General features: G+C 38.0%; 27 protein-coding genes. 20 read left to right on the top strand and 7 right to left on the bottom strand.

The window, feature by feature from the left end; genetic code table 11:
* Positions 1-9 precede the first annotated feature (9 nt).
* Positions 10-786: an HAD family hydrolase gene (locus tag IGJ90_RS12760; RefSeq protein ID WP_002361040.1), complete on the top strand. Its 777-nt coding sequence runs from the start codon at positions 10-12 to the stop codon at positions 784-786.
* A 46-nt stretch (positions 787-832) separates the two neighbouring features.
* On the opposite strand, the gene def is transcribed toward IGJ90_RS12760, so the two are convergent.
* The gene (gene def / locus IGJ90_RS12755; protein WP_002354981.1) at positions 833-1,396 is read right to left on the bottom strand and encodes a peptide deformylase; all 564 of its coding nucleotides are present in this window, start codon (positions 1,394-1,396) and stop codon (positions 833-835) included.
* A gap of 279 nt (positions 1,397-1,675) precedes the next feature.
* On the opposite strand from def, the gene rpsO reads away from it, so the two are divergent.
* The 8 genes from rpsO (at position 1,676) to IGJ90_RS12715 (ending at position 9,124) form a co-directional block, all read left to right on the top strand.
* On the top strand, positions 1,676-1,945 hold the full coding sequence (gene rpsO / locus IGJ90_RS12750; RefSeq protein WP_002354983.1) for a 30S ribosomal protein S15: 270 nt from the start codon (positions 1,676-1,678) through the stop codon (positions 1,943-1,945).
* Positions 1,946-2,131: 186 nt separating this feature from the next.
* On the top strand, positions 2,132-4,246 hold the full coding sequence (gene pnp / locus IGJ90_RS12745) for a polyribonucleotide nucleotidyltransferase (protein ID WP_002367402.1): 2,115 nt from the start codon (positions 2,132-2,134) through the stop codon (positions 4,244-4,246).
* Positions 4,247-4,427: 181 nt separating this feature from the next.
* Positions 4,428-5,288, top strand: coding sequence for a rod shape-determining protein MreC (mreC, locus tag IGJ90_RS12740; RefSeq protein WP_002383273.1), 861 nt, complete (start codon positions 4,428-4,430; stop codon positions 5,286-5,288).
* A complete protein-coding gene (gene mreD / locus IGJ90_RS12735) occupies positions 5,285-5,794 on the top strand; it encodes a rod shape-determining protein MreD (RefSeq protein ID WP_002354987.1) in 510 nt (169 codons plus the stop codon). The genes mreC and mreD overlap by 4 nt, the downstream gene beginning before the upstream one ends.
* 331 nt (positions 5,795-6,125) lie before the next feature.
* Positions 6,126-7,547, top strand: coding sequence for a CHAP domain-containing protein (locus IGJ90_RS12730; RefSeq protein WP_002394023.1), 1,422 nt, complete (start codon positions 6,126-6,128; stop codon positions 7,545-7,547).
* A gap of 177 nt (positions 7,548-7,724) precedes the next feature.
* Positions 7,725-8,294 (top strand): TetR/AcrR family transcriptional regulator, encoded by a 570-nt coding sequence (locus IGJ90_RS12725; protein ID WP_002354991.1) that lies wholly within the window; start codon positions 7,725-7,727, stop codon positions 8,292-8,294.
* Between the two features lie 40 nt (positions 8,295-8,334).
* Complete coding sequence (locus tag IGJ90_RS12720; protein WP_002367399.1) at positions 8,335-8,805, top strand: low molecular weight protein-tyrosine-phosphatase; 471 nt, start codon at positions 8,335-8,337, stop codon at positions 8,803-8,805.
* 88 nt (positions 8,806-8,893) lie between these two features.
* Positions 8,894-9,124: a hypothetical protein gene (locus IGJ90_RS12715; protein ID WP_010717733.1), complete on the top strand. Its 231-nt coding sequence runs from the start codon at positions 8,894-8,896 to the stop codon at positions 9,122-9,124.
* Between the two features lie 47 nt (positions 9,125-9,171).
* Here the strand turns inward: IGJ90_RS12715 and IGJ90_RS12710 are convergent, their stop codons facing one another.
* Positions 9,172-9,906 (bottom strand): class A sortase, encoded by a 735-nt coding sequence (locus IGJ90_RS12710; RefSeq protein WP_002354994.1) that lies wholly within the window; start codon positions 9,904-9,906, stop codon positions 9,172-9,174.
* A 233-nt stretch (positions 9,907-10,139) separates the two neighbouring features.
* On the opposite strand from IGJ90_RS12710, the gene IGJ90_RS12705 reads away from it, so the two are divergent.
* The 3 genes from IGJ90_RS12705 to thiT all read left to right on the top strand — a co-directional run bounded on the left by IGJ90_RS12705 (position 10,140) and on the right by thiT (position 12,393).
* Complete coding sequence (locus IGJ90_RS12705; protein WP_002354996.1) at positions 10,140-10,925, top strand: hypothetical protein; 786 nt, start codon at positions 10,140-10,142, stop codon at positions 10,923-10,925.
* A gap of 76 nt (positions 10,926-11,001) precedes the next feature.
* The gene (locus IGJ90_RS12700; protein ID WP_025186700.1) at positions 11,002-11,655 is read left to right on the top strand and encodes a PepSY domain-containing protein; all 654 of its coding nucleotides are present in this window, start codon (positions 11,002-11,004) and stop codon (positions 11,653-11,655) included.
* A gap of 162 nt (positions 11,656-11,817) precedes the next feature.
* Positions 11,818-12,393, top strand: a complete 576-nt coding sequence (gene thiT / locus IGJ90_RS12695) for an energy-coupled thiamine transporter ThiT (RefSeq protein WP_002354998.1) — start codon at positions 11,818-11,820, stop codon at positions 12,391-12,393.
* Between the two features lie 119 nt (positions 12,394-12,512).
* On the opposite strand, the gene IGJ90_RS12690 is transcribed toward thiT, so the two are convergent.
* Complete coding sequence (locus tag IGJ90_RS12690; RefSeq protein WP_002354999.1) at positions 12,513-12,875, bottom strand: hypothetical protein; 363 nt, start codon at positions 12,873-12,875, stop codon at positions 12,513-12,515.
* Positions 12,876-13,091: 216 nt separating this feature from the next.
* Here IGJ90_RS12690 and IGJ90_RS12685 point away from each other — a divergent pair, with 216 nt between their 5' ends.
* Both IGJ90_RS12685 and IGJ90_RS12680 read left to right on the top strand, forming a co-directional pair.
* Positions 13,092-13,868, top strand: a complete 777-nt coding sequence (locus IGJ90_RS12685; RefSeq protein ID WP_002355000.1) for a peptidase C39 family protein — start codon at positions 13,092-13,094, stop codon at positions 13,866-13,868.
* A 76-nt stretch (positions 13,869-13,944) separates the two neighbouring features.
* Positions 13,945-14,496 carry a DNA-3-methyladenine glycosylase I gene (locus tag IGJ90_RS12680; protein WP_002367393.1) on the top strand — a complete coding sequence of 184 codons (552 nt, stop codon included), beginning with the start codon at positions 13,945-13,947 and terminating at the stop codon, positions 14,494-14,496.
* 37 nt (positions 14,497-14,533) lie between these two features.
* On the opposite strand, the gene IGJ90_RS12675 is transcribed toward IGJ90_RS12680, so the two are convergent.
* Together IGJ90_RS12675 and IGJ90_RS12670 are read right to left on the bottom strand one after the other, a co-directional pair.
* A complete protein-coding gene (locus IGJ90_RS12675; protein WP_002355011.1) occupies positions 14,534-16,189 on the bottom strand; it encodes a peptide ABC transporter substrate-binding protein in 1,656 nt (551 codons plus the stop codon).
* Between the two features lie 318 nt (positions 16,190-16,507).
* The gene (locus IGJ90_RS12670; RefSeq protein ID WP_002355012.1) at positions 16,508-16,849 is read right to left on the bottom strand and encodes a PepSY domain-containing protein; all 342 of its coding nucleotides are present in this window, start codon (positions 16,847-16,849) and stop codon (positions 16,508-16,510) included.
* Positions 16,850-17,155: 306 nt separating this feature from the next.
* On the opposite strand from IGJ90_RS12670, the gene pepA reads away from it, so the two are divergent.
* The 4 genes from pepA to ytpR all read left to right on the top strand — a co-directional run bounded on the left by pepA (position 17,156) and on the right by ytpR (position 19,992).
* Positions 17,156-18,232, top strand: a complete 1,077-nt coding sequence (gene pepA / locus IGJ90_RS12665; protein WP_002355013.1) for a glutamyl aminopeptidase — start codon at positions 17,156-17,158, stop codon at positions 18,230-18,232.
* 11 nt (positions 18,233-18,243) lie between these two features.
* Positions 18,244-18,558, top strand: coding sequence for a thioredoxin family protein (locus IGJ90_RS12660; RefSeq protein ID WP_002355015.1), 315 nt, complete (start codon positions 18,244-18,246; stop codon positions 18,556-18,558).
* A 147-nt stretch (positions 18,559-18,705) separates the two neighbouring features.
* Positions 18,706-19,161 carry a universal stress protein gene (locus IGJ90_RS12655; protein ID WP_025186699.1) on the top strand — a complete coding sequence of 152 codons (456 nt, stop codon included), beginning with the start codon at positions 18,706-18,708 and terminating at the stop codon, positions 19,159-19,161.
* Between the two features lie 210 nt (positions 19,162-19,371).
* Positions 19,372-19,992 (top strand): YtpR family tRNA-binding protein, encoded by a 621-nt coding sequence (ytpR, locus tag IGJ90_RS12650; protein WP_002361057.1) that lies wholly within the window; start codon positions 19,372-19,374, stop codon positions 19,990-19,992.
* 46 nt (positions 19,993-20,038) lie between these two features.
* On the opposite strand, the gene IGJ90_RS12645 is transcribed toward ytpR, so the two are convergent.
* Positions 20,039-21,337, bottom strand: coding sequence for a S1C family serine protease (locus IGJ90_RS12645; protein WP_002368406.1), 1,299 nt, complete (start codon positions 21,335-21,337; stop codon positions 20,039-20,041).
* A gap of 400 nt (positions 21,338-21,737) precedes the next feature.
* Here IGJ90_RS12645 and rlmH point away from each other — a divergent pair, with 400 nt between their 5' ends.
* Both rlmH and IGJ90_RS12635 read left to right on the top strand, forming a co-directional pair.
* Entirely contained in the window at positions 21,738-22,217 is a 480-nt protein-coding gene (gene rlmH, locus IGJ90_RS12640) for a 23S rRNA (pseudouridine(1915)-N(3))-methyltransferase RlmH (protein ID WP_002355021.1), read from the top strand.
* A 47-nt stretch (positions 22,218-22,264) separates the two neighbouring features.
* Positions 22,265-23,107 (top strand): LEM-3-like GIY-YIG domain-containing protein, encoded by an 843-nt coding sequence (locus IGJ90_RS12635; RefSeq protein WP_002367391.1) that lies wholly within the window; start codon positions 22,265-22,267, stop codon positions 23,105-23,107.
* Positions 23,108-23,204: 97 nt separating this feature from the next.
* Here the strand turns inward: IGJ90_RS12635 and IGJ90_RS12630 are convergent, their stop codons facing one another.
* Positions 23,205-24,608: a dicarboxylate/amino acid:cation symporter gene (locus IGJ90_RS12630; RefSeq protein WP_025186698.1), complete on the bottom strand. Its 1,404-nt coding sequence runs from the start codon at positions 24,606-24,608 to the stop codon at positions 23,205-23,207.
* Between the last annotated feature and the right edge of the window lie 170 nt (positions 24,609-24,778).

The following is a 24,778-nucleotide window of genomic DNA, read 5'->3' as shown; positions in this document are numbered from 1 at the left end:
GGAGAAATGATGGAAAGAAAACTTTTTGCATTTGATATTGATGGGACGTTGTTAAATTCGGAGAAGAAAGCATTGGATAGCACGAGAGAAGCGCTAGCAAAATTGCGGGAGCAAGGACACTTAGTTACGCTGGCAACTGGCAGAAGTCGTTATATGGCGCAAGAGGTGATTTGGGATTTAGATTTTACTAATTACGTATTATGTAATGGCGCCGCGGCTTTTGTGGATCATGAGCAATATTATCAAAATTTATTGCACGCTGAAGCGTTGGAACGTTTGGCACAAGACAGTGATCAACGCGGCTTAGGGTTTGCTTGTGTGGGCTTAGATGATATTAAGAAGAGCAACCAGCACCGTGCTGAAAAAATGGAAATTGCGATGAACTCTTTTCATTTTCATTCACCTGCTTATGATGAACACTTTTATCGTCAAAATGATATTTACCAAGCGCTGGCTTTTTATGACGCAGAAGATCAGTGTACGTTTGAAGAAGAATACCCAGAATTTCGCTTTATTCGCTGGCATCAACATAGCGTAGATGTTGTGCCTAAAGATGGCTCAAAATCAGCTACGTTAACGTATTTAGCTAAACGTGTGGGCATTGATGCAAAAAATATCATTGCCTTTGGGGACGGCGAAAATGACCGAGAAATGTTAAGCCATGCAGGGATTGGCGTCGCAATGGGCAACGCGAGTCCTTCCATTCAAAAAGTGGCCACGATGGTCACAGATACAAATGATAATGATGGGATTTGGAAAGCCTTAAAAGAAATGAAGGCCATTTAAAAAAACTGGGCCGTTTGTCTGAAAACAAACGGCCCAGTTTTTTTCTTTATTCGATGACTAAAACGCCCTCTTTTAAAGCAAATGGATTTTCTTTGTTAATATGATCGTAGAACATGATGCCATTAATATGATCAATTTCATGTTGAACCACAATCGCTTCGTAGTTTTTTAAACGAACTTTGTGTTTTTCGCCAGCCATGTCAAAATAACTGACGGTAATTTTGTTATGGCGAACGACATACCCAGGTACATCCCGATCGACAGATAAACAGCCTTCCCCTTCACCTAAACAGACATCTTGCACAGAATGGCTCAAAATTTTAGGGTTGTACATCACCGTACTTAATGAAGGCGTTTCGTTTTCTGGGTCGTTACTAGGAACATGGACAGCAATAATTCGTTTAGAAATATCTAATTGTGGTGCAGCTAAACCAACGCCACCACGTAATTGTAATTCTTCGGCTTTGACTGGATCTTGACTATTTTTTAAGAAAGTCAACATGTCTTCACCTAATTGTCGGTCTTCCTCAGTGATAGGGACAGGCACTTCTTCTGCCACAGCACGAAGTGTGGGGTTCCCTTCACGAATAATATCTTTCATTGTAATCATTCAATGGTTCCTCCTTTGAAACATAAAAAAATTCTTCTTTTATTTATTCATGCGCTGAAATAATCAGTTGTTTACCACCATTTAGTGTATCACAAAATCACCAAAAAAGGGGCTAGATTGTTTAAAAAAACTATCGAATAATAGAGATTAAGCTTGCATTTTAGCGGTGTTTCCTGTAAAGTAAGCTTGTGTGGAAACACACCATCTATCACTTGGTTTAGCGAGTCACCAACGCTTCACTCAGTGATCAGACGAATAATAGAGAAAGAGGTGGAACAAATGGCAATTTCACAAGAAAGAAAAAACGAAATCATTAAAGAATACGCACGTCATGAAGGAGATACTGGTTCTCCAGAAGTACAAATTGCTGTCTTAACTGAAGACATTAACCAATTGAACGAACATGCGCGTACACACAAAAAAGATCACCATTCTTACCGTGGTTTAATGAAAAAAATCGGTCACCGTCGTAACTTGTTAGCTTACTTACGTAAAACTGACATCCAACGTTACCGCGAATTGATCCAACGTTTAGGATTACGTCGTTAATCATTACGTATAAAGCGAGGTTCAATCAGAATCTCGCTTTTTATCTTATTGTCACTATTGAAGGTCCTCTTTGGAAAGTTTTTAGGAACTACTAACCAAATGAAAGAGCAGCAACGACTTGTTACTTTTTCATTTGTTTAGTAGCCGTCTGACTTTTCCAAAGAGCAAGAGTAAAGGAGAAGAATTATGACAGAAAAACAAGTCTTTAAAACAACTTGGGGCGGCCGCCCACTAGAAGTAGAAATCGGCCAATTAGCCAAACAAGCCAATGGAGCTGTCTTAGTACGTTACGGCGATACGGTCGTTTTAAGTGCTGCTGTTGCCTCTAAAGAAGCAAAAGATGTAGACTTTTTCCCATTAACTGTAAACTATGAAGAAAAAATGTATGCGGTAGGAAAAATTCCTGGTGGCTTCATTAAACGTGAAGGTCGTCCAAGTGAACGTGCGACATTAACCGCTCGTTTAATCGACCGTCCTATTCGTCCAATGTTCTCAGAAGGCTTCCGTAACGAAGTCCAAATCACAAACATCGTTATGAGTGTGGATCAAGATTGTACACCAGAAATGGCTGCAATGTTTGGGTCTTCCTTAGCGTTAGCAATTTCAGATATTCCGTTTGACGGACCAATTGCTGGTGTTGACGTTGGTCGTATTAATGGCGAATATGTTTTAAACCCAACGGTAGAACAAGCGGAACAAACAGATATTGAATTAACTGTTGCTGGAACAAAAGAAGCCATCAACATGGTTGAAAGTGGTGCCAAAGAAGTATCAGAAGAAGATATGTTAGGTGCCTTACTTTTCGGTTTTGATGCCATTAAAGAACTAGTGGCGTTCCAAGAAGAAATCGTTGCCGCTGTAGGTAAACCAAAAATGGACGTGGACTTATTACAAGTGGACGCTGATCTTAAAAAAGAAATTTTTGATGCGTACTACAATACAATGAAAACAGCCGTAATGACGGAAGAAAAATTAGCACGTGAAGTTGAAATTGACAAAGTAAAAGATACAGTCAAAGAAGTTTACGCTGAAAAATTTGCGGAACACGAAGAAGAAGCACAATTACTAAAAGAAGTGAAACAAATTGCGGAAGATCTTGAAAAAGATGTTGTACGTGAGTTAATCACGATTGATAAGATTCGCCCGGATGGCCGTAAATTAGACGAAATTCGTCATTTATCATCAGAAGTAAGTATTTTACCACGTGTGCATGGTTCTGGCTTGTTTACTCGGGGTCAAACACAAGCTTTATCCGTTTGTACATTAGCGCCTTTAGGGGAACATCAAATTATCGATGGGTTGGGTGTCCAAGATAGCAAACGTTTCATCCATCATTATAACTTCCCACAATTCTCTGTTGGTTCAACAGGACGCGCGGGCTCACCAGGTCGTCGTGAAATCGGTCACGGTGCGTTAGGTGAACGTGCCTTAGCACAAATTATTCCATCAGAAGAAGACTTCCCTTACACAATCCGCTTAGTAGCAGAAGTGTTAGAATCAAATGGTTCTTCTTCACAAGCAAGTATTTGCGCGGGAACATTAGCATTAATGGATGCGGGTGTGCCAATTAAAGCGCCAGTTGCAGGTATTGCAATGGGTCTTGTTAGTGATGGCGAAAACTATACAATCTTAACAGATATTCAAGGTTTAGAAGACCACCTTGGCGATATGGACTTTAAAGTAGCGGGAACGAAAGACGGAATCACTGCTTTACAAATGGACATCAAAATCCAAGGAATTACAGAACAAATTTTAACGGAAGCATTAGACCAAGCGAAGAAAGCACGGATGGAAATTCTAGAAGAATTAACAACAACGATTGCTGCTCCTCGTGAAGAATTAAGTCAATATGCACCGAAAATTGAAATGATTCAAATTAAACCAGCGAAAATTAAAGATGTCATTGGTAAAGGTGGCGAAACAATCAACAGCATTATTGATGAAACCGGCGTTAAGATTGATATCGATCAAGACGGTAACGTAAGTATTGCTTCATCAGATGCTGAAATGATTAAAAAAGCCATCAAGATTATTGAAGAATTAACCAAAGAAGTTGAAGTCGGTCAAGTTTACTTAGCAAAAGTTGTCCGCATTGAAAAATTTGGTGCGTTTGTTAACCTAATTAAAGGCAAAGATGGCTTGATCCATATTTCTCAATTAGCAAACGAACGTGTGAACAACGTTGAAGATGTCGTGAAATTAGGCGACGAAGTCCTTGTCAAAGTAACTGAAATTGACAAACAAGGCCGTGTCAACGTGTCAAGAAAAGCATTATTAAACGAAGAAAACAAAGAAAAATAATTTCTTTTTAAACCAACGAAAACCAAGGAAGTTTCCTTTCTTTTCGTTGGTTTTTTCGTTGAAAACAAGCCCTAAAAAAGAAATGATAAAAAAAGCTAAAGACGGTCGCCAACTCTTTTGTTTATAGTCAATTAGTGGTAAAATTAATACTATCAGTCTGAAGAATATCTGGGGTGTCTTTGTGAAAAAATTTAATCCAAATAAAAATATAATCATTACCTTAATTTTAGTTATTATTTTAGTAACCATTATTAGTTTAACTGCTGCGCAACGTTCTGAAAAAGGCAAAACCAATGTCGTTCAAGGTGGCGTCAATAATAGCGTTAGTATGGTGGATCGTGTGATTTCTTTTCCAGCTCGTGTGGTGGAAAACGGCTTGTCTTCAATGGGCAATTTAATTAACACGTTTAAAGAAAACGAACGTCTAAAAGAAAAAATTGATAGCTATAATGAATTAGCTGTCCAAAACAATAACTATAAACGCGAAATTGATAGTTTAAAACAAGAATTGAATCTGAACGAAACGTTGGCCAACTATGAAAAAGTAACTGCGAATGTCATTACGCGTTCGCCTGATACTTGGCAAGACTTATTAATTATCGATAAAGGAACCAATGACGGCATTGAAGCGGGCATGGCGGTCATGGCGCAAAAAGGGTTAGTGGGGCGTGTTATTGAAGTCAATGCAACGACTGCAAAAGTGGAACTACTAACGTCTAAAAATGTCAACTCGAACCATTTCCCTGTGCGAGTAACTTCCGCAAATGGCGAATCGTTTGGTTTACTTAAAAATTACGACAATAAGACAAATGCATTAATTGTGTCACAATTAACTGGCGATGCTACGCTGAAAGAAGGCGATGTCGTTCAGACTTCTGGCTTAGGTGGTAATTCCCCAGCCGATTTAGCGGTAGGGACAGTTATTAAAGTGAAACCAGATAGTTTTGGTTTAGATCGTGAAGTGTATGTGAAACCTTATGCGGATGTCTATGGTATCTCTGTTGTGACGGTCGTGAAAAGATCGGCAGGGGAAAGCGAATGATTCGGAAAGAGTATTTAAAATACGTCACACCTATTCTCTTGTTTTTCTTAATGTTAATTGATGCTCATTTAACAAAGTCTTTTGAAACGTGGACAAGCAATGTTTACTTCGCCAGTTCTCATCTGTTATTACTTGCGTTTATGTTTGCCGTTCCTAATTTTTCTAAACGTTATTTATTAATTACTTCGTTAATTTTAGGCTTCATTTGCGATAGCTACTACATTGGCATTATCGGGATTTATACAGTCGCACTGACGCTTTCGGTTATGTTGATGTATACATTTAAAGAAGTAATTCAAACAAATTTACTAACTGGTTTTTTTGGGATCGTTATTTTTACCACGTTGTATGAACTGATTGCGGTACTGATTCAAGTGGCCTTTCATTTAGCGGATGTCAGCCCAATTTTATTTATTACACGTGTGTTGGGCCCTACACTGCTATTGAACATGGTGTGGTATGTTATTTTATCTTATCCGCTGAAAAAACTGTTTTCCGTAAAATAAAAATTGGAAATTTTGTTCGTTTGCGAAAAATGCTCATTTGTTAGCATTTTTCGCTTTTTTTATTTTCTTTAAATAACAAAACGATGAGAAGCTTACCCTGGAGCCTTGAAGAAAGTTGTGAAAAAAGTGAAGCTTTTTTTTGTCATTTACAAGAAGAAAATTGAAATATTACTGTAACATCCATATTATCTCAGTGACATACAGCTATGCTACAATTGCTCTATCGTTGAAAAAGAGAAATTTATTCAAATTTTAATAAATAATAAAAAAGCTTAACAAAAAAGGATTTTCGGAGGACAACAGATTGAAGAAAAGTGTATTATCGGCTCTAATGGTATGTTCCATTACATTAACAAGCGTAGCGTTGCCATCCGCAGCATTTGCAGATGAATACGATACAAAGATTCAACAACAAGATCAAAAAATTAATGCGTTAACTAGCCAAATGTCAGATGCAGAAGCAAAAGTTGCCGCGATTGAAAATGATATGGTTGAAACGGCCAAACAAATCGATACATTAACAGCTAAAAAGAACAAGCTATCATCAGAAGTATCTAAATTATATAGTGAAATTTCTGATTTGAATGTCCGTATTCAAAAACGTGAAGTACAAATGACAAAACAAGCACGCGATGTCCAAGTGAATGGTCAAAGTGATTCAATTATTGATGCTGTCTTAGATGCAGATTCAGTAGCAGATGCAATTGGTCGCGTTCAAGCGGTCTCAACAATGATGAGCGCCAACAATGAATTACTAGAACAACAAAAAGAAGACAAAGCGACTGTTGAAAAGAAAACAAAGAATGTTGAAAAACAAATTGCTGAATTAGAAGCAGCAACAAAAGAACTAAATGACAAAACAGAATCATTAAAAACATTGAAGATTCAACAAGAAGTGGCTAAAAATGATTTAGAAGCGCAACGTTCTGAAGAACAAGGGAAAAAAGACGGCTTCATTAAACAGAAAAAAGAAGCGGAAAAACGTTTAGCAGAAGAACAAGCACGCCAACGTGCAGCTGCTAAAAAAGCAGAAGAACAAGCGGCAGCGCAAGCACAAGCCGCAGCACAAAAAGCGGCAGCAGAGCAAGCGCAAGCAACAAAAGCAGCCAATGAGGCAGCAGCATCAGCCGCTGAAGAAAAAGCCGCAACACCAGCAGTAGAATCATCAACAACTACTGAAAGTACCACAACGCAAGAAACAACAACTTCAAGTACTGAAACAGAAAGTGTTGTAACAACACCTGTGGCAGCAGCACCTGAAAAAGAAAAAGAAGTTCCTGTAACTAACCCAACGACTCCTGAAAAAGGTAATGAAGCAAAACCAGGGAATGGTGGCGTGACTTCAGGAAAACAAGCCGCAATTAATGCAGCTTTAGCAGATGTTGGTAATTCTTATGCAACAGGTTGGAATCAGCCAGGCGAATGTTTAGTATCTGTTCGTCGCTGGCTAGCGGCAGGCGGTATTAACTTCGGTTATGGTGGTCCAAACAGTGGCTATGTTGCTTCTGGCGCAACACAAGTTAGCTGGAGTAACGTGCAACCAGGCGATGTTGTTCAATATGAAAGTGCCTATAGTCCAGATAGCTGGATTGGTGGCGTGCATACTGTCTTAGTTACAGGTGTAAGTGGTGGAAGTGTCCAAATCGTTGAAGCGAACAACCCAGGAGGTTCTGGTTATGTTTCTTCTAACTCTAACTGGTCACCAGCACCACCAGCAGGATTCCGCGCTGTTGTATGGCGTTTTCCAGGCTAAATAGTCATCTATTAATAATTGATAACAAGGAGTGGTAACTAACAAAAATCGTTAGTTGCCGCTTTTTTTATTCATTTAATTTTAAATATATGCATAAAATGTATCTGAAAATATTGTAATCTGGCCGTTTTTTTGCAATTATAGAGGTATATACATATTAGGAGCGGAGGAATCAGCATGAGCGGAACGCACGATACAAAACAAGCAATCGCTTCAGCTTTAATAGAATTATGTGAACAAAAGGATTTTCGTAAAATAAGTGTCCAAGATATTACCAAAAAAGTGGGCTTGAATCGCCAAACATTTTATTATCACTTTACAGATAAATATGATTTATTACGTTGGATTTATCGTCACGATGCATTGATTTACTTAGAAACAGATATTTGTTTGGAAAACTGGGAGGAACAAGCCCTGAAGTTATTAAAAGCGATTAAAGAGAAGAGTCATTTTTACTATACAACGGTGACCTCAGATTCAGAAGTTCTTCTTAATGTTTTTTCCGCTTCGACCAATCGCTTATTTATATCATTATTTGAACAAGTCGATGTTGAGAACCATTTAACAGATAAAGACAAACAATTTTATGCGAATTTCTTTTCCTATGGATGTAGCGGCGTCTTAACGAAATGGATTCTTGAGGAATATCCTCAGACTCCTTTGGAAATGGCGACGCAATTATTCCGTTTAGCGAAAGATACAGAATTTATGGCTTATCATTTGTATGAACAAGAAGCCAATGAGTAATGTGTGAAGGATAAAAAGTCTTATGAAGGAGTGAAACGTTGTGGTAACTGTGTTATTTGTTTGTTTAGGCAATATTTGTCGCTCGCCAATGGCAGAAGCGATTTTTCGTCAGAAAGTCCAACAAGCCGGTTTAGAATCGACTATTCAAGTATTTTCAGCAGCTACTAGTCACTGGGAAGTTGGCAGTCAGCCACATAAGGGAACCAGAAAAATTTTGGAGCAACAAGGAATTTCCTATCAAGGAATGCGGGCGACACAAATCCAGCCAAGTGATTTTAAAAAATATGACTATATCATTGGGATGGATGCGAATAATGTGGCAGATCTAAAAGCATTAGCTCCTCAAGAAGAGCAATGGCGGATTCATTTATTTATGGAAGTTGTGGTTGGTAAAGAAACCATGGACGTACCTGATCCTTATTATACTGGTGATTTTGAGGAAACTTACCGCTTAGTGGAAGCAGGTACCTCAGAATGGTTGAAAAAAATAAAAGCACAGCTGAAAGATTAGGACTATAGTCCGATAGTACTTTCTGTTTCCCCTTGGTACAATAGTGTTAACAAATTGTTCAGGGAAAAAGAGACAGGAGGGAAGTAAGATGAACAGTAGTTATTTATCCTATGTTTTTGAATTGAGTTTGTATTATTTATTGTTGATAATGAGTCTGCCGCTAGTGTATGCTGTCACGTATCATTTATCTTTTAGTAGTATGTATACAAGTGAATGGTTAATGATCTCTGTTTTCTTATCTCCGTTAGTTTTATTATTTGCAGGTATTCGTTATGGTTTTGCTCGTTTGAAACAGCAAGAACGCCAAGTGACGAAATAAAGCAAAAAATCCTTGAAAAGTGTCAAAACTTTTCAAGGATTTTTTTATTAAGCCACCCAATCGGCTAAAGTTTTTTGCTCCAATTGGAAAGCCTTCAACATATCGTCGTTGGCGTCTTTAATAGGCGTCGTTGCTGCTAATGTTCCTTGAACAGCAATTCGCGTCGTTGCTTGTAAATCGCCACAGGTAATTAAGGTAATCATATTTTGACCAGGAACGTCATCAATTAACTCAACACGGGTTGGTTCGATTTTTTCTACAGAAGTTATTTTGTATGTATAAACAGTAGATAAATCAGTGATATAAATGAGTTCGTCTTTTTTGGTTCTTTCTAAAGGTGAAAATAAGGAAACACCATCTTCCGTTCGATGACTAGCCAAGGCATAATTGTTTTTCCCCATGACTTGATCTTCTTTCATGGTCCCCGCACCAGTTAATAAAGCGACATTTGACAATCCTTTAAAAATGGGCAAATTAATTTCGACACTTGGTATCGCAATGGCACCAATCACAGGTAAGTTTTTGTTTTCAAATTGGGCTTTCATCACTGCTTCTGTGCTCAAGGACTCAACTGAATCAAAGTCAAACGTTGTTTCACGAGCCATATTTTTCTTCACATCAGCTGGTTTCAACTTGCTAACGGCGTACGAGCGGCTATTTTGTTGAACCACCCAACTACGTATCTGATTGTTAAAAATTAAGGCCAAGCCAATGATAAATAGTAAAACTAATAAGCTGTTGATTAACCAATTTTTTCCTCTTTTTTTCTCTTTTGGGCGCATATTCTCCCTCCTTTTAATGTATCAAGTTTACCACAATTTATTTGAAAAACCTATTTATTTTCTTTGGGGAATAGGTAAGCTGGCCGGACCTTGATTTAATAAAAAACAACTGAATCGATTGATTTTTCAAAAAAATCCTCATTTTGTAATGGAATTTTAAAGTAAAAGAAACAAGCTTTTCTTTTGAAAATATTGTAAAATGGTAAGGAGGCTAGTAGAGGGGAGATGGGAATTTGCTTGATTTAATTTATGTACATATAGATGTAACCAGCAACGCGGTTTTATCTAAAGGAATTACCCATTCCGATTTTGTTCGTTCAATTGTGCATCATCCACAGAACTTACTATTATTAGATCCTTCTGCCGAAGCTGGCGAATACGATATGCATTCAGGCTTGAAAATTATTCGTGGAGAAGAAAGCGTCAATCGCTATTTTCAATCGCTACAACGTCGTTGGATGACTGAAGAGATTAAATGGATTGACTTTTCCGATGTGACGATGCTAAAAGAGCTAACGCCATTAGAAATTTCGGAACTTCTTTATTTTGGACACATGAAGAATAGTTTGCATTCGCCTTTCTTTTATAAGCTACAAAATGATTTTGTCTTTTTTGAATTTGCAGATCAGATGACGCGTGTCTATTATCGTTATATTGATGAATTTTATCGAATCTTTGCTGATAAAATTACACGTGTTGTTTTAGAGAAAGTCAACCAGAAAAAGGCCTTCTTTAAACGAAATACGCCTGTCGAAAAATTAAGTCCTGAATTACTTAAAAATATGAAAGGTATCTTGCAAGAAGGTGTTATTTTTTGCTTCCAACAAACGGAAGTGGATAAAGAAGAATATCGGATTCCTATTTACTTGGTGGAAGATTCACTTAGCAAGATGAAAAATACCTCTTACCAAAAAGAAGAAATTTTGGCAACGCTTGTCTATAATAGTGAAAAACGCATTTGGCACATTGAACAAGAGAATGATTTCGGTGAAATTTTTATGTTAGCCCATGAAGGCTGAGAGAGCTCTAACTTTATCAACTAAAGTAGGGCTTTTTTTGTAGCTATGATTTGAATGAGAAATCAAGTATAATAAAATGATAAAAAGGAAAGAAGGTTGTTTAATGAAAAAAATACTCTATGGCGCTCTGACTGGTTGTGCCCTCTTTTTGGTAGCTGGCTGTACACCCCAAACGCCTACTGCTGTTTCATCAACAAATGAACAAAAAGAAACAGTAATATCAACTACTGAAACAAGTTCATCCGTACAACAAGAAGCAACGACGACATCAGAGAAGACAAGTGCGGTAGCTGTCTCTTTAGAAAAAGTAACGACAGCATTTGAGAAAAAATATCCAGAAGCAAAAATAACAAGTCTGCAGTTAGATACAGATTTTGGCCGTTATTTTTATGAAATAGAAGGCGTGGATCAGCAAAAAGAATATCAAGTTGAAGTGAACGCAGAAACAGGCGAATTCACAAAAGAAAAAGTCGAAACCTTGGATGCCGATGAACAAAATGGCGTTAAAATGCAAGAAGAGGCACTTGATTTAACAAATATCATTTCCAGAGAACAAGCCACAACCTTGGCTGAAAAAGAAGCGAAAGTCGGCCAGGCAACAGATTGGAAGTTAGAGAAAGAATTAGGAATCACCTATTGGAAAGTGAAAGTGAAAGAGGGCCAACAAAAAATAGAGGTAAAAATCGATGCTCATTCTGGTAAAATTTTGACAACTGAGCGGGACGATTAATGGATAAAAAGTAGCTGGCATGCGTTTGAGTAGGAGTTGATTCCCTTAAATGCTGATCAGCTATTTTTTTGCTTGTTCGACAAACGTGTTTTTCTAAAGTCTCTATGGTAAAATAACGATGTATTAGTGGTTGAGAGCGTCAGAACATAGGAGGAAATTTGTTTGGCTAGAAAAATGGATTTACGTATCTGGGTAGAAGGAACAGTCGTCGCAGCAATGGCAATGGCCCTCTCTTTTTTACCGATTGAATTTGCCAATAGTGGCTTGGACCTATCGTTGGGAATGGTCCCATTAGTTCTTTATTCGTTTCGTCGTGGGTTGCTTCCTGGAGTTGCAGCAGGCTTTGTTTGGGGCATGTTAAATATTATTCTCGGTACAGCCATGAAAAATTTCTTGTCCGTTCCACAGATTATTTTTGAATATCCCTTTGCTTTTGCGTTTGGAGGAATGGGTGGCGTATTCGCTAGAAAAATTCAACTGTATTTTCAAGCGAATCGTTTAAAATCAGCCATTCGTACGATTATTTTAGGAAGTGTTGTCGCAGTCTTCGCCCGTTGGTTTTGGCATTTTTGGGCGGGTGTATTGGTTTGGGGCATGTATGCACCAGAAGGGATGAGCCCATACCTCTATTCTTTTGTACTAAACGGTACGAGTACCGTCGTCAATTGTTTGTATGTAAGTCTAGTTCTAGGCTTATTGGCAAAAGTAGCACCGCAATTATTTGTTCCTAAGAAATAAGTTGAGTCCTAAGTCAGAAGTTTCATGGGATTTTGACTAAAGTCATAAATAATAGAAACCACCAACCTGCAATCGCCAGGGTTGGTGGTTTCTATTTATTTTATAAAGACTTCAATATTCTAGTGAATTTGACGTTGGTGACGATTGGCTAACGTGCTGACTTTCATGACAGAAGCAACAGGAATCATGCGCAACTGTTGTTCATCCGTTTGTAAACGAACGACGATATTGTCCGAAATATTTTTTGAGACAATCCAGCCGATCACCGTTTCGAATTTATGCGCTGTAGGGACTTCTTTCAATTGTAAGACCACTAAGGATTTTTGGGCGGCAGCGACTTGGAGCTCTTGTAAAAGCGCACTGCGTTCCTTTTCTTTATTCTTTTGATCTTGAGAATCTTCTAAAAATGCCGAAAAGAAATGTTGGGAAGAGAGCGTAATCAGTTTAGAAATGCTCTTGATGGTAGCTTTATGTTGATCCATTCTTCTGCCTCCTTTACGAATAAAATAGAATAAAACTCAAATGACTAATTACCTGTATTTTACCTAATTTTGTGATAAAATTCAAGAAAATATGTTCGCCTTCAATAATTATGAGAATTTACCAACGTTTCTGTTTTTCGAAAAAGAAAGTAGTATAATGTGTGAGCATATAAGAAATACATAAGATTATCGGATGTAGTCAATAGATAGAAAAGGATGAATAGTATGTCAAAAAAACCATCAGGTTACCAAAAAAAAGTTCTCACGGTGTTGTTGGTATCGTTTGGCTTTGGCGGGTTGTTAGCGCAGTTTTCGCCGATGAAATCAGGTGGGTTTTCAAGTTGGTTTGATGATTCATATGTCAAAGCTAGTGCTGAATCAAGTAAAACAAAAGAACCAGCACCAGTTAAAATTGAGAAAAAAGTCAAACCTTTAAGCTATGGACAACAGGTCAATCAAGAAATTGAAAAGAAGCAATATAATGGACATCTGGATTTGCCGTTAGAATTGCAGACAGATGCTAAATGGAAAGACACCGCATACGGATTTGGCAATGTGGATAAGCCGAATACAATCGAAATTAATGGCTGTGCGATTGTGTCGCTTGCAATGGTTGGTTCATACATGGATCACCAAGAAGTTACTCCTCTAGATGTGTTAGCTTGGGCAAAAAATGACTTCTTTATGGAAGGGCAAGGAACGGCGTGGTCTATTTTTAGTGCATATGCTGAAATGAAAGGCTATAACTGTCAAGAAATTGGGGATATTGAAACAGTGGCAGCTTTCTTGAAGGAAGGTCATCCAGTCATTATTTCTGTAAAACCGGGCTATTTCACTACAACTGGTCACATTATGGTGATGAGTGGTGTGGATGAAAAAGGCGATTTCTGGATTAATGATCCAAACGATTCAGAAGAAAAGGGCCATTCAAAACGGACATTTACAGCCGAAGAAGTGATGAATGAAGCGTTAAACTTCTGGGCATTTTATTAGGAATAAGAAAAGGTGTGGAACAAAAGGCAGTACCCTTTGTTCGCATCTTTTTTAGCAAATAAAAGGAGGCTGGACAATGGAGCGATGTACTTGGGCAACGAATACAACGGAAGAGATGCAAGCCTATCATGATGATGAATGGGGACGTCCAATTCATGAAGAACAACAGTTATTTGAGTTATTGACCTTGGAAAGTATGCAAGCGGGCTTAAGCTGGGCGATTATTTTGAATAAACGAGAAACGCTCAGGGCAGCTTATGATGCGTTTGATTATCGGAAAATTGCGCGATATGATGAGGAAAAAATTTTAGCTTTACTAGCAAATCCTGATGTGATTCGTCATCGTTTAAAAATTCAAGCGACCATCACGAATGCGCAAGTTTTTCAAGAAATTCAGGCAGAATTTGGCTCCTTTGATCGCTACCTCTGGAACTTTGTTGATCAGCAACCAATCGTTAATCACTGGCAGCACCCAGAAGAGGTTCCAGCCTCCACGGAATTATCGCAACAGATTAGTCGAGCGTTAAAAAAAAGAGGATTTAAATTTTTAGGTGCCACGACAGTCTATTCCTTTTTACAGGCGGCGGGATTGGTGAATGATCATTTAGAAACGTGTCAGTATAAATAATAAAGGTCTCCTTCCAAAATTGAAGGAGACCTTTACTTTATTCTTTATACGCCCACTTGAAGTCGTATTTAGCACCTGTTGGATGATAAATAATTTCTTTCACGTTTGGTGCACGTAAGTGTGATTCTGCTTTTTGGTAAATTGGCACAACACCCATATCAGCAATTACTGTTTTTTCAGCGTTGATTAGATCTTCCCAGCGTTTTTCAGGGTCGTTAACATCTGTGGTTTTGGACGCAGCAATGAATTTATCGTATTCAGGATTGCTGTAACGTCCACGGTTATTAGAAGTTGAGCTTTCTAATAAATCTAAGAAGTTAATTGGGTCTGAATAGTCGGCACTCCAACCACGAACAGCGATTTGGAAGTCCCCTTTTAAGGTACGATCTAAACGAACGGCCATTGGGACAGGCGTCACAGTTACTTTTAAGCCTTCCAAAGTATCAGACAGTGATCCTTGAAGATATTCGCCCATTTTTTTAGCGCCTTCAGAGTCGTCTACCATTAAATCAACCGTTAAGTTTGAAACACCAAGTTCTTGTTTCGCTTTGTTCCAGTATTCCACAGCTTTTTTCTTGTCGTATTTGACTAATTTGTCGCTACCAGCTTCTTTAACAAAGTCTTCACCCGTTTTTGGTGATTTCGCGACATCCACAGGGACGAAGCCTTGTGAAGGAAGAGAGCCATTGGCTAAAATGTTTTTAGCTAATGAATCGCGATCGATGGCATAAGACATAGCACGACGTAAGTTTGCGTTGGTCAATGGTGATTTTTCATCTGCTTGATTCATTTCTAAATAGAAAGAAGAAGCGGCTTTTAATTGGACCAAGTCAGGCGAGTTTTGCATTTGTTGGGCCAGTTCGCCAGATAAATACGTATCATCCACTTCACCAGTTTCATAAAGATTTAAGGCAGTTGGGGCTTCTTTCACCACGTTGATAGCGACTTTATCTAACTTGACAGTCTCTTTGTCCCAATATTCTTCATTTTTAGTTAAAGACCATTTAGTATCTGTTCCGGGACCATCAAACTCAGTTAGCGTAAACGGACCATTGTAGACTGCTTTATCGCTACTCTTTGTATAATCTTTACCAAAACGTTCAACGATATCTTGACGTTGCGGCAAGAAAGAAGGGAAAGCCAATAAATCGTCAAAATATGGTGTTGCTGTTTCTAAAGTGATTTCCAATTCATGATCATTGATTGCTTTAATGCCCAATTCTTCTTTAGGTAGTTCCCCTTTAGAAATTTTTTCAGCATTTTTTACTGGTTCAAACATGTAGGCATATTCTGAAGCAGTGGCAGGATCCACTGTTCGTTGCCAACCATAAACGTAATCTGCAGCAGTAACTGGTTTGCCATCAGACCATTTTGATTCTTCACGTAATTTAACTTTGTAAACTAAACCGTCTTCTGAAACAGTCGCTTTTTCGGCTGCACCAGCAGGCGCGGGTTTGTTGTCTTTATCTAAACGATAGATTCCTTCGTAGACATTATTTAAAGTGGTAAAACTCACTTCATCTGTCGCAAGGGACGGATCGGCACTAGGCATTTCTTGGGATTCAACCATTGTGTATACTTGGTTGTCGCTGCCGCCGTTGCTTGCTCCTTTATCGTCACTGCCACCGCCGCAGGCCGCTAAAGCTAAGCTTGATAATACAAGTAATGAAGTAAATAAAACAGATTTCTTCATTTGACACGCTCCTTTTCATTTTTAGCAATACTCTCAGTATAATGTAAAAATGAAAAGGAGAAATTAAAAAATCGTTAGAAATGATTATTCTTTTATCAATTTTTAAAAAATGTCTAATCTTTTTTATGAAAAAAGTGGACAAACGTTGATAAGTAAAGATTTAAGCTAATTTCCATGCAGAAAACATTCGATTTTTGAGTATTTATTCATCATTGATTTGATTTTTTTGACATAAAATAAACATCCCTTTTACAAAAAACAAATGAGAAGAAAAAAAGATTGTTACAAAAGCAAATAAGTGCTTTTGTAACAATCTTTTTAATCTTTTAATCGTTGGATGTCAATGACAGTTCCTGTGTAGGCATCTGCAGTGAATTCGTATTGAACAATGCCGTCGTCTTCAATGCGGCAAATTCCTCCAGTATATGTTTTGGAGTGGATGGCGAATTTCCGCAAGGGCTTTTTCTCAAACTCAATCCACGAACCTTCAATCGGTCCTTCTTTTAAAAAAGCAGCTTTTACATTTTCTAAGACGAGATCAGCGGAGATTGTTTTTTTCTTATGGTAGAACAAGGTTGAGGCAATGCCGCCTACTAAACCAAGACCAACACCTAGCGCTAAGCCGCCTTTAAAGTATGTCAACTCATTTTCTTCGTTCATTTGTATGACCTCCCTTGGTCGGTTTCTGCTTACTATTACTTTTGTCAGTATCACTCTTATTTTACCATAGAGAAGGGGCCGCTGAGAAATAAAAAAAGTTTTTCAATCATTCTTTTAGGGCATTCTCATTGTCACGTTTAAAAAGAGAAAGCGATGTGCATTTTCTAGTATTTGCGTTATAATAAGAGTGAAATCATATGAAAGGAGTACCTATTTTTATCGACAGGATAAAGTGACTTTTTAGAGGAAAAGTGACGCTTGGTTGGCGTAATTTCCAACAAATCAAAAGCAATAGGACATACATCTATGGAAGAAAAAACATTTCAACGAATCAAGGAATTAACTGAATTACAAGGAACCAGCGGATTTGAAGACGACATTCGCGCGTACATGAAAGAACATATCACCCCGTTAGTGGACGATGTTCAATATGATGGTTTAGGTGGTATTTTTGGGATTAAACGTTCAAAAGTGGAAGCAGCGCCACGTGTAATGGTAGCAGCCCACATGGACGAAGTTGGCTTCATGTTAACTCAAATTAACGATAATGGTTTATTCCAAGTAGTTCCTTTAGGTGGCTGGAATCCCTATGTTGTTTCAGCACAACGTTTTACGTTAAAAACAAGTAAAGGGAACTATCCATGTATTTCTTCATCTATTCCGCCACACTTGTTGCGTGGTACGAGTGGTCAAAAACAATTAGAAGTCTCTGATGTGTTATTTGATGCAGGATTCTCTTCAAAAGAAGAAGCTGAAAGCTTTGGTGTTCGTCCAGGGGATTCTATTGTTCCACAAACAGAAACGATTAAAACAGCCAATGGCAAAAATATTATCAGTAAATCATGGGATAACCGCTATGGTTGTACGTTGGTATTAGATGCATTGGAAACGTTACAAAATGAAGAATTAGGCCACACATTAATTGCTGGAGCAAACGTACAAGAAGAAGTCGGTTTACGTGGTTCTAAACCATCTGTTCATAAATTTAATCCAGATATCTTCTTTGCGGTGGATTGTTCAGCGGCAGATGATATTCACACGAAAAAAGGGACATATGGTCATTTAGGTGAAGGGACGTTATTACGGATTTTCGACCCAGGTTTGATCACATTGCCTCGCTTACGTGAATATTTATTAGATACAGCAGCGACACACAATATTCCGTATCAATATTTTGTTTCTAAAGGCGGAACGGATGCTGGGGCAGCGCACACAACTAATAATGGTGTACCAAGTACAGTCATCGGCGTTTGTGGTCGTTACATCCATACGCATCAAACAATGTTTAGTATTGCGGATTATGAAGCAGCGCGGGAAATGTTGTTACAAGCATTACGTGGCTTGGATAAATCAACAGTTAATACAATTGTTTACGGAAAGTAGAGGATGTTTAAATGATTTATCCCAATTCATTAGAAGAACTAGCCACTTATGTTGAAAAAGGTAAAAATGTTTTCTTCTTTACTGCTGATTGGTGCGGAGACTGTCGTTTCATTAAACCAGTCATGCCTGAAATTGAAGAAGCATTTCCAGCGTTTCAATTTATCGAAGTTGACCGTGATCAGTTTATTGACGTGGCTGCCGAGTGGAATATTTTTGGTATTCCGAGTTTTGTCGTAATTGAAAACGGTCAAGAGTTAGGACGCTTAGTAAATAAAGATCGAAAAACAAAAGAAGAAATCAGTGCATTTTTAACTAGCTTAGGCTAATTTTCATGAACCAGAGGAACCATTAAATTAAGAGAGAATCAGCTGGACAAAAGGGCGTTCTGCGTAAGGATCCTAAATTCATTTTTGACTCTAGTTTCTTAGTCAAAGAAGCCTTTTAGATCAGCCTCCATCGGGAAGGTGACGAAAATGGAAGAACAAATGTATAAAAATATTCTTGTCGGCGTAGACGGTAGTGATCAAGCCAATTTAGCTTATGAACGTGCAATTGAGGTTGCTCGTCGAAACGGAAGCCGAGTCATTGTTGCAAATATTTTAGAAAATCAAGTGTATACAATGATGGGGTATTCGACGCTAAATGATCAATTAATTGATCAAGAAACAGCTGCTGCGGAAGAATTAATGGCCAATTGTAAAAAGTATGCTGAAAGCGTTGATTTTCATAATGTTGAAACAGTTACCATGTTTGGTTCACCCAAAGAAGTCATGAGTCATGAATTACCTGAAAAATACAATGTTGATTTAATTATGGTGGGACAATCAGGATTAAACGCAGTCGAACGTGTGGTCATGGGAAGCGTCAGTAGCTACATTATTCGTCAAGCCCCTTGCGATGTCTTAATTGTTCACTCTGAAGAAAAATAAGCAAAAAGAGTTATTGATTGAATAGAGAGTTGACCTAACGTTTCTTTTGTTTTTTCAAAGGATCAGCGGCTTGTCACTCAAAATTGAGGACTTGGAGAATAAGTCGTAGCGACATATTTTCCAAGTCTTTTAGTTTTTCGACAAAAAAGTATGCACAAGGGGTCAATTTTTGATAAGATAAGACAGGAAAACGACAGAGGAGGAACAAAAATGATTTTTGCATATAACAAAGAACACGTTGGCGATGTCTTACTTGTCATCGTTGCGGACGATCAAGGGGCGGAAAACCAAGTAAAACGTGTCGGGGATGTGGCACGTGTAAGTTTAGTTGAGGCGCCAGAAACAGTGGTAGCTTGGAATATTTTCAATGCTTCAGCGCTTCTAGGTGACATTAATGGCACCGGCCAAGTGACTTTAACAGACGAACAAATTGAAAAAGTCAATACAGCGATTAAAGATGCGGGATTTTCAGAAACCCTTGAAAAAGACGACACCCCTAAAATTGTGGTCGGCTTTGTCAAATCATGTAAAAAACACCCGGATTCAGATCATTTATCTATCACACAAACAGAAGTAGACAACGGCGAAATCTTACAAATTGTTTGTGGCGCACCGAACATCAAAGCAGGACAAAAAGTAGTTGTGGCCAAACCAGGCGCAATGATGCCTGATGGTTTAATGATTTGGCCAGGGGTTTTACGTGGTGAAGAAAGTTTTGGAATGATTTGTTCAGCAAAAGAATTACGTTTACCAAATGCACCTGCTAAAAAAGGAATCTTAGAATTGCCTTTTGATGCAGAAGTCGGTTCTGCATTTGCGGTAGGAGAATAAAAGAAAGAAACGACCTGTTGTCTGAACAACAGGTCGTTTCTTTCTTTTATTGATTGCTGCGATTATTTTGTTGTGTTAAAGCTGATTTATCAATGGTTAAATCGATGGTTGCTTTCATTTCTTTAGAACCACGATAATAAGTCACTTCCATTTTGTCGCCAACTTTTTTCTTGTAAAGCGCGCTTTGTAAATCTGTAGTAGAGCTTACGTCTTGGCCGTCAACTTTCGTGATAACATCGTATTTTTCCAATCCAGCCTTTTCAGCAGGGGTCGCTGCTTCAACACCACGAACCACTACGCCAGTTTTTACAGAAGCTGGAATTTTTAAAATTTGTTCTTGTTGTTGTGAAGAGATACCTGTTAAATCAGACATCGTAATCCCGAGAGCTGGCCGCGTCACTTTACCATCTTTTTCTAATTGGTTGATAATGTTGACTACGTCATTACTTGGAATGGCAAAGCCCATCCCTTCAACGCTCACTTGACTAGTTGATTGCACAATTTTTACTGAGTTAATGCCAATGACTTGTCCTTCAATATTGATTAGTGGACCACCAGAGTTTCCTGGATTAATGGCAGCATCGGTTTGAATGGCATTAATATTGATGGTTTCACCAGACTCGTTTTTATTGGTAATATTTCTATTCACAGAAGAGATGATTCCTTGTGTGACAGAGTTAGCATAATCAGAACCTAGCGGGGAACCAATCGCAATCGCAGGCTCACCGACTGTGATTTTACTAGAATTTCCAAACTCAGCGACTTGATCAACTTTGTCGGAAGAAATTTTAATCACGGCTAAATCCGTGTAAGCATCGGTTCCGACTAATTCGCCTTTCACTTTGGTACCATCAGATAAAACAACTTCCAATCCTTGCGCTTTATCTACGACGTGGTTATTTGTCACGACATAAGCCGTTTTACCATCTTTCTTATAAATAACCCCACTACCTTCACTGGCTGCTTCTAAATCGTTACCATTGTTGCCGGAAGAGTCTTGAGTACCTTCATTCCCACCGAACAATCCCCCAAAAGGATCATCTGCCGAAGAATTGTTGCTAGCACTTTGCATATTAATGACAGAAACCACAGAATTTTGAACTTTTTTCACGGCTTTTGTGACATCGCTAGAAACATTGTAACTCACATTGCTGACTTTTGTGTCGCCGTGATTAGTGGATGTCGTCGTCGCCGCATTATTTCCGCCGTTGGGTGTGGGAATAATCCCAGAATAAGCGCCTCCTAGAATAAGGGCGCCACCAAGTAAGCCGCCAGCTAAACCAATCCCAAATTTTTGCAATAAACTTTTTTTATCTGAATTAGGTGTAACATCTTTTCGTTGCATAAAATAACCTCCCAATAAGTGCATCTGAATTTTCTATATTAAGTATATCTGTTTCCTACTCCTTTAGTCTATCGAATAGCTTTGAATTTTTTATGAACAACTTAGGGAAAAATTACAGAAAAAATACGAATGAAAAAGTTATACACAGAAAAATGTGAACAAATCGGGAATAACTCTGTGTATAGTTTTTAAGAAAGTTATCCACAGAATGTGGATAATGTGGACAAATCAGTGGCGAATATGTGTTTGTATTGAAAAAGCTGTTAAATAAAGTAATTTTTTAGTTTATTCTGTGGATAACTCTGTGTATATGTGTATAAGTATGTGGAAACGTTGTGGAAAGTAGCCAAACTTCGTGCTAAAATAAGAAAGAAGAGAAAACGAGAAAGTAGTGGAATAGGTGAAAATTAAACTAGTAACAGTCGGAAAACTGAAAGAAAAATACCTGATTCAAGGCATTAATGAATATCTGAAACGTTTAAATAGCTATGCCAAGATGGAAATCATTGAAGTACCAGATGAAAAAGCCCCAGAAAAACTCAGTGACGCTGAAATGCTTCAAGTCAAAGAAAAAGAAGGCCAACGTATTTTGGGGAAAATTAATGACAACGAATACGTCTTTGTTTTAGCCATTAATGGCAAACAATTATCTAGTGAAGAATTTTCAAAAGAAATTGAACAATTAGGGATTAGTGGCAAAAGTAATCTAACCTTTGTCATTGGTGGCTCCTTAGGTCTCAGTGATTCAGTCCTTCAGCGAAGTAACCAACAAATTTCTTTTGGCCGCTTAACTTATCCACATCAGTTAATGCGTTTGGTATTAGTGGAACAAATTTATCGCGGTTTTCGGATTATGAAAGGGGAACCGTATCATAAATAGGGGCGGTGTTTAAGAAGCGGAAATTTAGAAAGAAGGAGTCAAAATAGATGTTAGATAAATTTTCTGCCCCAACACTAAATAAGTTACAAAAAGATGATCAGCATATTTATTATGTATACTGTTTGGTTGATCCAAGAAACAACCAACCTTTTTATATTGGTAAAGGGAAAGATAATCGTGTTTTTGCTCATCGACAAGCTGCGCTAAATTTGTTGCGACAATCAAATTTATTAAAAAACGATGAAACAGCGGGAACATTAAAAATAAAAACGATTCAAGAGATAAATGCATTGGGGATGCAAGTACTAAGCTATATACTTAGTTATGGATTATCTGAAGCTGAGGCTTTTGCAAGTGAAAATGCGTTGATTAATTATGCACGGCTTATTCAAAGGCTACCGTTGACAAACTTAGTAAAAGGGCATGGTTCTAAAGCTATGTTAGTGGAAGACATTGAAGAATGTTTTGGTTTTCAACCTATGTCAATAAGTGAAATAGCGACAGATGAGTTGATTCTAGCGGTGAAAGTAAGAGATGCTTTTCGCCTTAGTAAGGATGAAACGAAAGAGTATCCATTAGATGATACATTACGTGATGTTGATAACTTGAAGTCGCGTACCTTGGGTAACTGGGTAATTGGTCGTGATAAAATACACCGTATTCGCTATATTATAGCCATTAACACTGGAGCGGATAATGCTGTTGTTGCTGCATACAAAGTTTCTTCAAAGTATTCAGAATCAAAAATATTTGAGAATGGCCTGACTCGTTATGCATTCCAAGCTTTATCAAGTAGAAAGGACACGTTAAAAGAGCTCAATTTATATAAAAAATGTTTGCCAGGAATTAAGTTTGGTAGCGGTAGTGCTGTTGCATATATTAATAACTAGAATTTTTATTTAAAATAATTATTGTTTTATGAATATATTCAAAATAACAATAACGAAAAAAGCAGACTTCCATACAAGAAGTCTGCTTTTTCATTAATTACTCCGCTTCCGCATTTTGCAAGTCAGCGACATCAGTCAGATAAGTGGCTTCATCCAACAAATCTTCCGAATGTGCAACATAAATCGCAGTGGCGCTATCACCAATCACGTTTAGGCTAGTAACGAGCATTTCGATTGGACGATTAATGGCTAAAATCAATGAATACGTCGCAATCGCAATCTCATTGTTATAGTTTAAACCAGTTAAAATAGTGAAAAGGATAATTCCGCCAGCGCCAGGTGCCGCCGGTGTACCAATAGATGACATTAAAGCTAAAATGGCAATCAAGGCAATATTAGCTGGTGTCACTTCATAACCAGCTACGCCCGCCACAAAAATAGCCGCAATTACTTGCATAATCGCTGTGCCGTTCATATTAATAGTCATTCCTAACGGCAAGACAAAGGCGGCAACATCGCTGTCGACACCTAACTCTTCAACCGTTGTTTTTGTATTTAACGGTAAAGTGGCTGCTGAAGAAGAAGTAGAAAATCCAAAAACCACAACTTTCATAATCTTTTTAATAAAAGGAACAGGATTTAATTTTGTCGCAAATAAGATAAATAACGGGTAACCGATCATCAAAAAGGCTAAGAGCGTCGCTGTCGTTGTTACAACGTAGACTAACGCTGGTTTTAAATAATCAATCCCGTAAGAAGCAAACGTCCGAACTAACAACATAAAGACGGCGATAGGAGCAAATTTAGTAATTACAAAGGTTAAAAATAACGTGACCATCGCATTGACTTCTTCAATTAATTTTTTGAAAACACGAATTTTATCTCCTAATGCATTAATACATAAACCAGTAATCACTGCCAACACAACAACGGCTAAAATCGCACCATTGTCGCTAAATGCAGAACCGATATTTTTCGTGACAGCATTGACAATCACCATTAATGGGTTGCCGCTCGTACTTACTTCGACAGGAGCTAGCGTTTCAGATAACGACACATTAAAAGCGCCAGTTAAATATACGCTATAGCCCACAATTCCAGCCGTTAATAGAGCAATCAGTGACATCGATAAAAAGCCAAAAATCGTTTTATAGGAAATTCGTCCTAATTTTTGCGTATCGGTAATATGACAAATGGCTAAAGTAATTGAAGTAAAGACCATCGGCACAATCACTAATTGTAGGCCGTTGATAAATAGTTGACCAATAATATAGAAAAGCCCAATCGCAGATTGTCCTTTTTCAGGATCTGAAATATCTTGGAAAAGAATCTGATTGATTGTCTGCCACACAGCGCCTTGATTGCTGCGAATAAGGTGCTCTCTTAAAAATAAAAAGCCGAGCCCAACGATTAATCCTCCCACCAATGAAATCACCATTTTTTTGGTAAATGAGATACCTTTCACTTCACGTTTTTTCTTTTCCACTTTGTTGCCTCCCAAATAAATTGATTAAGCACCGCGCAAAAAAAGCCTTGCACACAAAAAAAGGGCAAGACATCTCGTATCATTCACTATACAAAAATACAGAATTTTACAGAACTTTGCCTTGTTAGCCTCTCGGACTATCTTAAAGGTACTTTTCCACATACTAAGGGAAACTACGAGAATTG

Origin of the sequence: Enterococcus sp. AZ129, from assembly GCF_051714505.1 — a bacterium.
Taxonomy (GTDB): domain Bacteria; phylum Bacillota; class Bacilli; order Lactobacillales; family Enterococcaceae; genus Enterococcus; species Enterococcus faecalis.
This window is presented reverse-complemented; position numbering and strand designations above follow the sequence as displayed.